Below are 12,868 nucleotides of genomic sequence, written 5' to 3'. Positions count from 1 at the left end.
AATGATCCCCTACCTGCTCCGCAAATTAATGTACGGGCTGGCAGTAATGCTGGGGGTGGTGTTTGTTGTTTTTTTCCTGTTCAATATTTTACCTGTCGACCCTGCCCGCATGACCCAGGGACAGCGTGCCGACGTACAATCGCTTCAGGCCGTACGCAAAGAGTTTGGGCTGGATAAACCGGTACCGGTGCAATTTGCCTATTATCTGAATGATCTTTCCCCATTAGGTATCCATCTTAATACGGCTGACGAGCAACAGCGCTACGGCTATGTAAAACTATTCCCGGTGAGCAAAAGCAAAGTGCTGGCGTTGAAATGGCCTTATTTAAGGCGTTCATACCAAACCCGTAAAGATGTAGCTTCATTATTGATGGAAGTGATCCCGAATACACTGGTGCTTGCCGCGGCTGCCATGATCTTCGCTATTATTATCGGTGTTTTTTTAGGCGTAGTAAGTGCTGTAAACAAAGACACCTGGATTGATAAGCTGGCTATTAGCTTTTCTACATTAGGCATTTCGGCTCCGTCATTTTTTGCCGGGATTATCATTGCGTGGATCTTTGGTTTTGTGCTCAGCAATTACACGCATTTAAACATGTCGGGCAGTTTGTATAGCTATGACCCGTTTAAAGGCGAAGTGATCACACTGAAAAACCTTGTACTGCCGGTAATTACTTTGGGCTTGAGGCCGCTGGCCATTATTGTACAGCTTACCCGCAATGCGATGCTTGATGTTTTGGGGCAGGATTACATCCGAACTGCCAAAGCGAAAGGATTAAGTAACCGGACGATTATTTATCGTCACGCGCTTAAAAATGCCATGAACCCGGTAATTACCGCCATTGCCAACTGGTTTGCGTCGCTTTTGGCAGGTTCGTTTTTTGTGGAATACATTTTTGGTTATAACGGATTAGGCAAAGCTACTGTTGATGCTTTGGAAATGTCGGATTTTCCGGTGGTGATGGGCTCTATATTGTTTATCGCGTTTATATTTGTGGTGATCAGTATCCTGGTGGATGTTATCTATGTTTGGATTGACCCTCGGGTAAAATTAAGCTGAAGAAATTTTTATGAAATATTTTATTGTGGGCTTTATGGGGTGTGGCAAAACAACCTGGAGCCGCAAACTTGCCGCCAAATGGGGCTACGAATTTATTGATCTTGATCATGTGCTCGAAGCCAAAGCAGGCATGAGCATAGCCGAATATTTTTCCTCATTTGGCGAGGATGCATTCCGTAAACTGGAATCGCAGGTATTAAAAGAAACTGAATATGCCGAAAATACGGTGGTATCGACCGGTGGAGGATTGCCTTGTTTTTTTGATAACATGGATTGGATGAATGCCAACGGTAAAACTCTCTACATAAAGCTATCTCCCAAAACCCTGGCCGACAGGTTGGAGAACAGCAAAACCATTCGTCCGGTATTGCAAGGGAAAAAAGGCGATGAACTGGTAGAATTTATCACCGGCAAACTGGCCGAGCGTGAAGGTTTCTACCTGCAGGCAAGCAACATCGTTGAAGGGATAGATATGTCGGTTGAGAAGCTGGAAGAGGCGCTGGGGGTTAGTATTTAAAATTATGCTATAGTTTGCGTTAGGGATTGAAGCGGATACCGGCCTGTGGCTAATGCCCGTGCAGTATGAGCGGAAAGCCCGGCCGAAGGAACGCCCAAAACACGAGAATACTAATTCTCATTTTGTCCTTTTAGTTTATCCCAAAACTCTTTGGAAGAAATTTTTCTGCCATTTTCGGCATCAGCTATACCTGCATCAATATGCCGTTTTTCAGCTTCAGATAAATTTCCCCACCAGTCTCTTGTATAATTAATCTTTTCTGCCATTTTTAAATTATAAAAACCAAGAAGAGGAAAGTGTCATAACCTTTGTGTTGCTGCTCTGCTTATGCCGGATTGCTTCGTATTTCTTACAGCAATGACGATCTCTATAAAATGATTTATTGAATAAAAACCAGTTGAATAAGACAGAATTCATCCTACCTTAAATAAACCGCATCCTCTTCACCGTCTTCTTCGTCAAGCACTACATCAACATGCTCCTTAATAACAGTTGAAAGGGCTACCCCGGCAAAGTCGGTTGTAATGGGGAAGCTTTTATGATTGCGGTCAACCAATACCGCGGTACGGAGCTTTTTCAGCGGAACATCCAAAAATACACCAAAGCCGTAAGCAAGGGTTTTACCGCTGTTCAGCACATCATCAACCAGTATCACCACTTTATTACTGCATTCTTCTACCTCAAAATCAATATTGGCGCTTAAGCTACTGCTTTGTTTTTCAAGTTCGATAGTAAGCAGGCGGCTTTTGAAAGGCGCAATGCCATCGAGGATGGTTTTCAGGCGCTCGGCAATGTGGTTACCACGCGGTAGGATACCGGCTATCAATATTTCATTCTCGTCAAAATTATCCTCCAGTATCTGGTAGGCCATCCTGTCGAGCTTTTGCTGGATCTGTTGCTTATTTAGTATGAGAAGCTTTTTTTCAGGCATGTTATTGTTGGCATTATTTGATGCTCTCTTATAAGGAGCTTTTATGCGGAAGCAGGATTCAACTAAAATAGTCCATTCCATATTGCGTCTTCGGGAGAAGGGGCCGCACGTCTCAAATTTATATAAATAAAACTTACTTAGCGTAAGGGAAAAACACAAAGTTTGCGCCTTCGGGAACCACTACAAATACGCACATAAATTGGTACGGATCTTTGTAGCTGTTAATAAAGCGTTCTTTCAGTACAGGCTTTATAACGTCTCGTTCTACAAATTCTTCCAATGTAGAAGCATGAATACTCCATTCCGAGTTTAAATCATGACGATCAAGGATTAATTCGCCTAAACTAAGTTCGTGCTGATGAGCTATGAAAATAGGGTAGGAAGAGAGTCCTTCGTTAATGATCTCTTCGGCTATTTCTTTAATTGAGTCGTTAAAATATTTCAGGTCACGCTCCAAACTTATCAGCGGACTATCAGCCGCCGGTTTGTTGCGTTCATTTCCTTCGTTAAGCAGTTCTTCAGGGTTCATGACCGTTGATTTTTTTGATTACGCTGATTTCGTTGATTTTTTTGGGATTACACCGATTTGTTTTTGTGATCGTACCGATTCTTAAACATCATAGCTATGAACTATCAACAATGAACCATACGCTAAGAAAAACTAATCTCTAACCTCTAACCTCCAACCTCTAATCTCTCAAAACAAGCAACACCACATTCTCCACGTGCTGGGTATGCGGAAACATATCTACCGGCTGAATTTTAACCGTATCATATTTTTCTTTTAGCACCAGCAGGTCACGGGCCTGGGTGGCGGCATTGCAGCTTACATAAACAATTTTAGGAGCTTCAATTTCCATTAAGCGGGCTACTACATCAGGGTGCATGCCTGCACGTGGCGGGTCGGTAATGATCACATCCGGCTTGCCATGCTCAGCTACGAAATCGGCCACCAATACATCTTTCATATCACCCGCATAAAACTTGGTGTTGGTGATATTGTTAATGGCCGAATTTACCTTAGCATCTTCAATAGCGGTAGGCACGTATTCAACACCAACAACTTCGCGCACGTGGCCGGCAACAAAGTTAGCGATGGTGCCTGCGCCGGTGTAAAGGTCATATACCAGTTCATCGCCTTTAAAATCAGCGAAATCACGGGTTATTTCATATAGCCGAAGTGCCTGTACAGAGTTGGTCTGGTAAAATGACTTAGGCCCTATACGGAACTTGATGCCATTCATTTCCTCGTGGATATATTCGGGGCCTTTAAAGGCTACAACATCCTGGTCAAAAATAGTATCGTTCTTTTTCTGGTTTACGATATATAACAATGAAGTTATTTCCGGGAAACGGGCGTCAATATGGCTCATCAGGTTATCGATCTCGCTTTGTTCTGCGTAAGCAAAAACTACAATCACCATGATCTCGCCGGTTGATGAGGTACGTACAACCAAATTACGGAGCATGCCGCTGTGATTGCGCAGATCGTAATAAGTATAACCTTGTTGTACAGTAAAATCACGGATCTCGTTCCGAAGGCTGTTTGATGGTTCGGCCTGCAGATAGCAATGGTTTACGTCCAGGATCTTATCAAACCTGCCCGGAATATGAAAACCCAGAGCATTCATGTTCAGTGTACCATCTTCTTTGTTTTCACCATCGTAAAGCCAGCGTTTGTTGGAGAAGGTAAATTCAAGCTTGTTGCGGTAATATCTGTCGGCCGGCGAAGGCACGATAGGCATGATACCTTCAACGTTGATCTTGGCCAAACGGCTTAAAGCATCGACAACCGATTTTTGTTTGAATTTAAGCTGGGCCTCGTAGGTCATGTGCTGCCATTTGCAGCCACCACAGGTGCCGAAATGCTCGCAAAAAGCTTGCGTTCGGTATTCAGAAGCTTGTTTTAATTCGGTGATCTTGCCTTCGCCGAAGTTTTTCTTACTACGGTATACCTGTACATCTGCCACATCGCCGGGTACGGCCTTATCTACAAAAAGCACAAAGTCATCGGCTTTGCCTACGCCTTTGCCTTCTTCGGCAATGTCAATGATCTGTACGTTCTCAAAAAACTTTGGTTTGTTAGCTTTACTCATCAGGCTGCAAAGTTAACCCTATTTATTTAATCCTGAAAATGGGAGAGGAGGGACAAAAGAAAGCCGGTCGCCTTTAAAAGACGTTACGATCTTAAGCAGGATCTCTAAGCAAATAAACTTAGCAGATAGTTAACCATATTATCGTCAACGGTAATATCTTCTATCTCAAATTGCTCATCAATCAGGTCGGAAAGTTCTGTTAGTTCGCGGCTCATAAAACAAAAAATTACTATGCTAACATAGTAATTTTTAAACTAAAAACCAAATCGGTATAAGGTTTAATTACCAATCAGTAAAGATTTATGAAAACTTTGCTGATTGGTATATGCAATGCTTAATTTTTATCCCAATTTATCTTGCGCGAAAAGTACATCAACACGGCTATAATGATAAACAGCGCGATACTGCCAACCATTAAGGCAAGATCTTCCAGTTGAATGATGACAAAAATAAAGGCATAAAACACCGCTAAAATAAAAGCGAACAGTAACGCCGCCTTCCCGTTTTTTAGCAGGGATGATATAAATACGGATATAAGTGCTATGGTTGACACAGAAGCAATTAGATAAGCCATGTTGTAGCCAACCTGCTCAGAAAACGACAACAGCAACGTATAGTAAATAACCATAGTCGCGCCAATCAATATGTAGTTGAACATATGTATCGGTTGTTTGCGGATAACCTCAGTTAAAAAGAGAGATATAAAGGTAAGGAGGATAATGAATATAGCATACTTACTGGTACGCATGGTTTTCTGGTACTGATCAACCGGGAGGCGAAGTTTTACACCAAAAGTGGCCTCTTCCAGTTTTTTGTCGTTATCCAACGTTTTTTGCTGACCGGTCCACTGTTGCGGGAATGGCCGGTTGTAATACATCATCCGCCAGCTGGCGCTAAAGCCGCTGGTATCAACTTTAGAATCATCGGGGAGGAAATTGCCATCAAAGCTCGGGCTGCTCCAGTTGCCATTTACCCGCACATCGGTAGTTTTACCCATTTGTAAAAAGCTTAATCCTTCACTGCCTTTCAGATCAAGCGTGTAATCAAATGGAATTTCGTTATTGTTTATTGCTGAAAGGTCAACACCGGCTTGCAAACCATTGCCAAATACGGATTCAAATGAAGGCTCGGCGCCAAGTATGGGTTGAGTGGTTTTTATAACCGGGTTGCTTTTCAAACCTTTCAGGTCGCTCACACTAAATTCAAACCTGGCTTTATTTAAAAGGAGCTGGTTTATATTTATACCGAGTGAGGAGAGATCAAGTTTGGCAAAATTGCCGCTTATTTTTACCTGCGTATTATATACAGCTACATCAAAAATGCCCCGGTGCCTAAGCTGTGTTGTAAGGCCTGCCTTAATGTGAAGGTTGTCGGGGAGTATATACAAGTTTTCTATAAGCGCCTGCTTAGTGGTGTCGGTCATATTTATTCCTTTTTTATAAGGGATAACCAATATCGGGCCTTTGATAATCTGGCTGGCCGACCAGCTTTCTGATACCTCTTTGGCCGTTTCACCCTGTCTGACTGCACGTTCGGTTACCAGGTTTTGGACGAAGGCTGATGGAATTAAGAGTAAAAGCGCCAATAGCCCGATAAAGATCAATTTAAATGTTGCCGACTCCCTGAGCCAGCCCAATGTTGTTTGTTTTGGTGATTGTTCCTCTATCATGATTGCTTGGGTATAAAGTACTTTGTATTTCAAAGTTTCTGATTAAAAAGAAAGGCTTTGCTTAAGCCTGTGACAAATATAATGTAAAGTACTTTGTATTTCAAAGTAATTGTCGATTTTTTTAGGATTAGAAACTCTCTTCTTTAATGATATGTACCAGATCACCATTTTTTGATAGTTTTATTGCTGATGAAAAAGACCGATGAATATATGTTGAATAGAATAATGTGGAAAGCTGACAAACATGAGATTTGTACAATGTTAGATGACCATACATCTTTTTTCAACGATCTTTCAGAACCGATTAAATTATACCTGAAATCTAATTTAATAGCAGGTTTGAGCGGGATCCCGGTGCTTTTCTTTACTAAATCTTCAAACCAATGGACATTACTTTGTACGAAACAGGTGATAGGTTGTAGCGGAGAAAATATTTTCAGAATCAATTTTCAGAATATTGCTAAAATAGAGGCCTTTCAAACCAATAGAAACATGAAATAAAAAAGAATGGGATAAGTTATCCGTTTTTGATGATGAGGGCAACTGTCATATTTTATATGTTAGTAACGGATATATTCATAATGTCTTGCACAATATTCTGTTAATGTGCCGCCAATTAGCTACTTAAACCGAAACCGCCGCCTTAACCAGATAGGGCAGGATCTCTTTCTGAAAAGAAACAAAATTTTTCCGCACATCCGAATCACTTACCGAAGTAAATGCAAAGCTAAACACGATGCTTTTACTGCACTTGATCAGGAAGCGTAAGCGCTGTTGGTAAGTTTCGTGCTTGCGGATGCCGGGCAATTGGATAAACGATGCCATGAGCAGTTCTTCCAGTTCGTTAGATAGGTTCTTTAAAAAATCCTGTGAGTTAGTTGACTCTCGGATGAAATCCCAGCCGATAAACTCGTTACAAACAGTATAGGAGAGGCGGCAGGTTTTCATGATGAGGTTATTGAGATAAACCTCTTCATCAATATCATTCCAATTGCTTTGTACCAGGTCGTCAACGCTGGCTTTAATGTAGTCCATCAGCAGTACGTGTAATACGGCCTCTTTGCTATCGAAGTATTTATAGATGGTTGCCTTGGCAATTTTTGCCTTTTTGGCAATCTCGTTAACACTGGTTTTATGGTACCCGAATTTGCGGAAAAGTTCCTGTGCCGCCCGCTTAATACTATCTTTTATTTTATCGGCTTCCATTAATTAGTTACTTGAATTTCAAACTGGGTAACAGCTACCCTATAGGTTCTTAATGCCTTTGTGGCCGGGGCTTTTACCGGTGTGCCATCTTCAAGGCTAAACTTTGAACCGCTGCAGGGATCGGTTACCGTAAAGCCTGTATTGTCAATTGTTACGGCGCATTTTTTTTCGGGCTGATAGCTGCTACACCGGTCGTAGGCCGCATAAGTGCCGTTCACTTTACGGTAAATGATCAATCCGGACACACCATAACCATTAACGGCCACCGCGCCGCCCGCAACGTTAAGGGGGCTCAATGCCGGTGTGCCCAATGCGGCCTGGAAATTAACAGGTACACTCGGTACATTATCGGTTGCTTTTCCGCACGAAAAGCAACCGATAACTACCAATAATATTATAGTGAGTTTCCTCATAACATTTCAGTTTGGAACTGTTTAAGGAAACGTACATCGTTTTCTGAAAACAGGCGCAGGTCGCGGATTACATATTTTAAGTTGGCGATACGCTCCATACCCATACCAAAGGCAAAGCCTGTATATTTTTTACTGTCGATACCGCAGTTTTCCAAAACGTTAGGATCAACCATACCGCAGCCTAAAATTTCCACCCAGCCACTGTGTTTACACATGTTACAACCGGCACCGCCGCAAATGGTACACGAAATATCCATCTCGGCTGATGGCTCGGTGAACGGGAAGTATGACGGACGGAAACGTACCCTTGTACCTTCGCCATAAAGCTCCTGCACAAAGTGGTAAAGGGTTTGTTTCAGATCAGAGAAAGATACATTCTCATCAACATACAAACCTTCAACCTGGTGGAAAAAGCAATGCGCGCGGGCCGAAATAGCCTCGTTACGATAAACCCTGCCCGGCATAATTGCACGGAACGGTGGTTTGCCGGCTTCCATCATCCGTACCTGTACAGATGAGGTGTGGGTACGCAGCGCAATATCATCTTTACCATTATTCTTTTTAATAAAGAAGGTATCCTGCATGTCACGTGCCGGGTGCTCTTCGGGGAAGTTCAGGGCCGAGAAATTATGCCAGTCATCTTCAATTTCCGGGCCTTCGGCAACAACGAAGCCTAAACGTTTAAAAATATCGATGATCTCGTTACGCACCAACGATAACGGGTGGCGTGAGCCAACAGTGAAACCGTCACCGGGTAAAGTAAGATCGATTTCGGATTTTGCAGAGCCCGTATCCGCTGTAACATTTTCCTTCAGCTCGTTATATTTAGCCTCGGCCAGTTGTTTAAACTCGTTAAGTACCTTGCCGAAAGTGCGTTTCTCTTCCGGACTAACGCTTTTAAACTGCTCAAAAAGGTCTTTAATAATACCCTTAGTGCCTAAAAATTTAATCCGGAACGCTTCCAGTTCGTCGGCATTAGCAGGCGAGAAAGCATTGATCTCGGCGGTATATTGGTCTATCTGAGCTTGCATTATAATGTATTGTTTGTAATTCTTTTTGTTGTTATCTCTGCCCCCTGATTATTGGTGGCTAAGGAGATAGCTGTTATAGATTGATATTTGTGCGCAGGGCAGCAAATATACGACTATTTAAGCACTCCCAGTTCCTTACCCACCTTAGTAAACGCTGCAATAGCTTTATCCAAATGGTGCATATCATGCGCTGCCGAGATCTGTACCCTGATCCTTGCTTTACCTTGCGGTACTACCGGATAGTAAAAGCCTATTACATAAATACCTTCGTCAAGCATTTTGGCTGCAAATTCCTGGGCCAGCTTGGCATCATATAACATAACCGGGACTATAGGATGTACGCCGGGTTTAATATCAAAACCTGCTTCCGTCATTTTTTTACGGAAGTATTGCGTATTGCTTTCCAGTTTATCGCGAAGCTCGGTGGTTTCGCTTAGCATATCCAATACCGCTATCGAAGCACCGGTAATGGCAGGTGCCAAAGTATTTGAGAACAGATATGGGCGTGAGCGCTGGCGCAGCATGTCAATGATCTCTCTGCGGCCCGATGTGAAACCGCCCGAAGCACCACCCAAAGCTTTACCTAATGTACCGGTGATGATATCGATCCTCCCCATCACATTATGGTGCTCATGCGTACCACGACCGTTTTTGCCCATAAAGCCCGAGCAATGGCTCTCATCGATCATGACCAGCGCGTTGTACTTATCGGCCAGATCGCAGATTTTATCTAACTGGGCAATGGTGCCGTCCATGCTGAAAGCGCCATCGGTAACGATGATTCGGTGACGCAGTTCCTGCGTAGCTTTTAATTTTTCTTCCAGGTCGGTCATATCATCATGCTTGTAACGGTAGCGCTGGGCCTTGCAAAGGCGCACACCGTCAATGATCGAAGCATGGTTCAACTCGTCAGAAATTATGGCATCCTGATCATTAAATAACGGTTCAAACACACCGCCGTTGGCATCAAACGCTGCCGCATATAGAATGGTATCTTCAGTGCCCAAAAATTCAGCTATCTTTTTTTCAAGCTCTTTGTGTATGTCCTGTGTACCACATATAAACCGTACAGACGATAAACCGTAACCATGCGTATCCATGGCATCTTTGGCGGCCTGTACTACTTTGGCATTACCCGATAGGCCGAGGTAGTTATTGGCGCAAAAGTTAATTACTTCGGCACCGCCCTGAACAGTAATATCGGCGCCCTGGGGCGAAGTAATGATCCGTTCTTTTTTGTATAACCCGGCGTTTTCAATTTCGGTTAACTCCCGTTGTAAAACCGGCTTTAGTGTGTTGTACATAGCATGCGTGTTTTAAAGAGGGCAAAATTAAGCATTCGCGGGCATTTGATAAGGTTTATTAAACCTTAAATAATTATTAACTGAATAATAAAACATTTTTAGGCCATAACACATTACCCATAAGTAACATATGAGAAAATATATACTACTATTAATCACTGCTTTTTGCGTAATAAGGGCCTCTGCACAGCAATCGCTTTTGACAGGAAAAATAACCGATAAGGATGGACAGGCCATTCCTTTTGTTTCTATTTATATCCGTAATTCCACCTATGGTACTACCGCCAACGAAAACGGAATTTACCAGTTTAAACTTGCTCCCGGTACCTATAATGTCATATATCGCTATGTTGGATATACTGAAAAGATAGAGCAGGTCACCATAACAGATCAGGATCAGGAACATAATGTACAAATGGCCGATGAAGTATTTGCCACCAACAGGGTAGCCGAAACCTATCGTAAAAACCGGGATGCTGCCGATACCATCATGAAGCAAGTGCTGAAAAAGCGCAAATACTATATTGAGGAGGCCACTTCATACTCCTGTGCTGTTTATATCAAAGGTGTACAAAAATTACTGAGCGTACCTAAATCATTGTTGGGCCAGGAGGTAAGGAAAACGCTCGATTTGGATACAAACGGTAGGGGGATACTCTACCAGTCCGAATCAATATCTGAATACAATTTTCAAAAACCAAACAAGGTACGGGAGATTACTATCGCCAACCGGATGGCTGGCCAGAATACAGCATTTGGCTACAAAAAGGCATCTGATCTACAGGCTAATTTTTACCAGAATGTATTTACTATAAACGGGTTAGCTACCCGTGGCTTTGTTTCTCCGGTTGCTTCATATGGTCCCAGGTTTTATAATTACAAATTGCTTGGAACCTCAGTTGAAAATGGCCATACCATCCACAAAATCCAGGTGATTCCGAAACGCGGGCATGGTCAGTATTTTCAGGGCGATATTTATATTGTTGACGGCGACTGGCGCATTTACAGCGTTGACCTGTTTGTTGAAAATAAAACGAGCAACCTCAATCTGGTTGATACATTAAAGATCAGGCAGCAATACGTAGCCATAACCGATAGCGTATGGATGCCTGCATCAACCCAATACAGTTTTAAAGGGGCCGTCTTCGGATTTAAATTTGGCGGATATTATGCGGCTGTTTATAATAACTATAAAATCAACCCGACATTTCCTGATAACTTTTTTACCGGTGAGATCCTGAAAATTGATACGGTAGCTAATAGTAAAAAGCCGGGCTACTGGGCCGATGCGAGGCCCATACCCTTAACTGCTTTTGAGGATCGTGATTACAAAAAAAAGGATGCCTTTGAAGAATATAAAAAGACGGATACTTATCTGGATTCGCTTCAGCATCATAAAAATCATATCAACTATCCTGGCTACCTGATTTTTGGTTATGCTGCCAGCAATAAAAGCAACAGGGATTCATTGTATATTTTTCCGTTTATACAAACCTTTTATTACAACACGGTTGAGGGCTTTGGCATTAATGCAAAGGTAAGCTATATCCGTACCATTGATGATTTTCATTCATTGACAATTACACCCGCCTTGCGTTATGGTTTCTCTAACAAAATCTTCAGCGCCAACATAGGTTTTGAGTATAAGAACGATCCTTTCCATAACGCTAAGTTTTATGCTGATTTTGGCAGCGATGTGCTTGATCTTAACAATGTAGGCACGCGTTCGTTATATTTCAACACGCTGAGTACGCTTCTGAGCGAAAATAACTATGTTAAATATTACCGAAGCCATTATGGCGATTTCGGCTATCAGCGCGAAGTGTTAAACGGCGTGTTTTTAAAAGGAGGTTTGTCGTATTCAAGTCGTTCGCAGCTTTACAATACGTCTTTTAGCAAGATAAAGGATATTAAAGATCGCCAGTTTACATCAAATAATCCATTAGCTCCGCCGGGTACTCCGGCTGATGACCATTCCTTTTTGTTTCCTGACAATCAGGCGCTTGTATTTAACGCGTCAGCTACTTTTACTTTTGATCAGCGGTACGAAACCCGGCCCACCGGCAAGTTTAACCTGCCGTCAAAATATCCAACCTTAACGGTAAACTACCGTAAAGGGTTTAAAAATATCATCGGCTCGGATGTAGATTACGATTTTGCCTCTGTCGATCTTTCGCAGGACCATATCCGTGTCGGTCTTTCGGGCTATTCATCATTTAAAGTATCGGGCGGAGGCTTTTTCAATAACAACAACCTGTACTACATGGATTATAACCACTTTTTAGGTAACCAGGGTACCACTTTTGATCCTACCTATGTAGGTAGTTTCCACTTCCTGCCTTTTTATACCTATAGTACCAACGGTGCGTTTTTAGAGGCGCATTACCAACATAATTTTGCAGGTTCACTATTTAATCATATCCCGTTGTTAAGAAAGTGGAAGCTTGAAGAAATTATCGGTGCCAACTACCTCACCACGAAAAATAACCGCAATTACCGCGAGTTTTACGTAGGCGTACAGCGCCTAATTTTCCGTGTTGACTATGGTATCTCCTACGCCGGCGATAAAAAATACATCCAGGGGTTTAGGATCTTTTACGGGATAAGGTAAGGGAGTCCGGAAGTCGGAAAGTCCGCTTAA

At 42.5% G+C, this 12,868-nt stretch carries 13 protein-coding genes; 4 read left to right on the top strand and 9 right to left on the bottom strand.

What is annotated here, in order from left to right; all coding sequences use genetic code 11:
- The first annotated feature begins 1 nt into the window (after nucleotide 1).
- On the top strand, nucleotides 2-1,060 hold the full coding sequence (locus ABID99_RS20920; protein WP_373615005.1) for an ABC transporter permease: 1,059 nt from the start codon (nucleotides 2-4) through the stop codon (nucleotides 1,058-1,060).
- A gap of 10 nt (nucleotides 1,061-1,070) precedes the next feature.
- Nucleotides 1,071-1,577 carry a shikimate kinase gene (locus tag ABID99_RS20915; protein ID WP_373615004.1) on the top strand — a complete coding sequence of 169 codons (507 nt, stop codon included), beginning with the start codon at nucleotides 1,071-1,073 and terminating at the stop codon, nucleotides 1,575-1,577.
- A 110-nt stretch (nucleotides 1,578-1,687) separates the two neighbouring features.
- Here the strand turns inward: ABID99_RS20915 and ABID99_RS20910 are convergent, their stop codons facing one another.
- From ABID99_RS20910 to creD, 5 genes are all read right to left on the bottom strand, one after another.
- Nucleotides 1,688-1,843, bottom strand: a complete 156-nt coding sequence (locus tag ABID99_RS20910) for a hypothetical protein (protein ID WP_373615003.1) — start codon at nucleotides 1,841-1,843, stop codon at nucleotides 1,688-1,690.
- Between the two features lie 152 nt (nucleotides 1,844-1,995).
- The gene (locus ABID99_RS20905; protein ID WP_129568425.1) at nucleotides 1,996-2,508 is read right to left on the bottom strand and encodes a phosphoribosyltransferase family protein; all 513 of its coding nucleotides are present in this window, start codon (nucleotides 2,506-2,508) and stop codon (nucleotides 1,996-1,998) included.
- 133 nt (nucleotides 2,509-2,641) lie between these two features.
- Nucleotides 2,642-3,037: a hypothetical protein gene (locus tag ABID99_RS20900; RefSeq protein ID WP_373615002.1), complete on the bottom strand. Its 396-nt coding sequence runs from the start codon at nucleotides 3,035-3,037 to the stop codon at nucleotides 2,642-2,644.
- 160 nt (nucleotides 3,038-3,197) lie between these two features.
- Nucleotides 3,198-4,604, bottom strand: a complete 1,407-nt coding sequence (gene rlmD / locus ABID99_RS20895) for a 23S rRNA (uracil(1939)-C(5))-methyltransferase RlmD (protein WP_373615001.1) — start codon at nucleotides 4,602-4,604, stop codon at nucleotides 3,198-3,200.
- 334 nt (nucleotides 4,605-4,938) lie between these two features.
- The gene (gene creD / locus ABID99_RS20890) at nucleotides 4,939-6,306 is read right to left on the bottom strand and encodes a cell envelope integrity protein CreD (protein WP_373615000.1); all 1,368 of its coding nucleotides are present in this window, start codon (nucleotides 6,304-6,306) and stop codon (nucleotides 4,939-4,941) included.
- 156 nt (nucleotides 6,307-6,462) lie between these two features.
- On the opposite strand from creD, the gene ABID99_RS20885 reads away from it, so the two are divergent.
- Nucleotides 6,463-6,774 carry a hypothetical protein gene (locus ABID99_RS20885; protein WP_090534157.1) on the top strand — a complete coding sequence of 104 codons (312 nt, stop codon included), beginning with the start codon at nucleotides 6,463-6,465 and terminating at the stop codon, nucleotides 6,772-6,774.
- A 123-nt stretch (nucleotides 6,775-6,897) separates the two neighbouring features.
- Here the strand turns inward: ABID99_RS20885 and ABID99_RS20880 are convergent, their stop codons facing one another.
- From ABID99_RS20880 to kbl, 4 genes are all read right to left on the bottom strand, one after another.
- A complete protein-coding gene (locus ABID99_RS20880) occupies nucleotides 6,898-7,479 on the bottom strand; it encodes a TetR/AcrR family transcriptional regulator (protein ID WP_090534155.1) in 582 nt (193 codons plus the stop codon).
- Entirely contained in the window at nucleotides 7,479-7,892 is a 414-nt protein-coding gene (locus tag ABID99_RS20875) for a hypothetical protein (protein ID WP_090534154.1), read from the bottom strand. Before ABID99_RS20875 ends, ABID99_RS20880 begins: the two co-directional genes overlap by 1 nt.
- On the bottom strand, nucleotides 7,889-8,923 hold the full coding sequence (gene pheS, locus ABID99_RS20870) for a phenylalanine--tRNA ligase subunit alpha (protein WP_175490108.1): 1,035 nt from the start codon (nucleotides 8,921-8,923) through the stop codon (nucleotides 7,889-7,891). The genes ABID99_RS20875 and pheS overlap by 4 nt, the downstream gene beginning before the upstream one ends.
- A 113-nt stretch (nucleotides 8,924-9,036) precedes the next feature.
- Nucleotides 9,037-10,227 (bottom strand): glycine C-acetyltransferase, encoded by a 1,191-nt coding sequence (kbl, locus tag ABID99_RS20865; protein WP_373614999.1) that lies wholly within the window; start codon nucleotides 10,225-10,227, stop codon nucleotides 9,037-9,039.
- 130 nt (nucleotides 10,228-10,357) lie between these two features.
- Between kbl and ABID99_RS20860 the strand changes: the two genes are divergently transcribed.
- Nucleotides 10,358-12,838 carry a DUF5686 and carboxypeptidase regulatory-like domain-containing protein gene (locus tag ABID99_RS20860; protein WP_373614998.1) on the top strand — a complete coding sequence of 827 codons (2,481 nt, stop codon included), beginning with the start codon at nucleotides 10,358-10,360 and terminating at the stop codon, nucleotides 12,836-12,838.
- Nucleotides 12,839-12,868 lie beyond the last annotated feature (30 nt).

Source organism: Mucilaginibacter sp. OAE612, assembly GCF_041806395.1.
In the GTDB taxonomy this organism is placed as follows: domain Bacteria; phylum Bacteroidota; class Bacteroidia; order Sphingobacteriales; family Sphingobacteriaceae; genus Mucilaginibacter; species Mucilaginibacter rubeus.
This window is presented reverse-complemented; position numbering and strand designations above follow the sequence as displayed.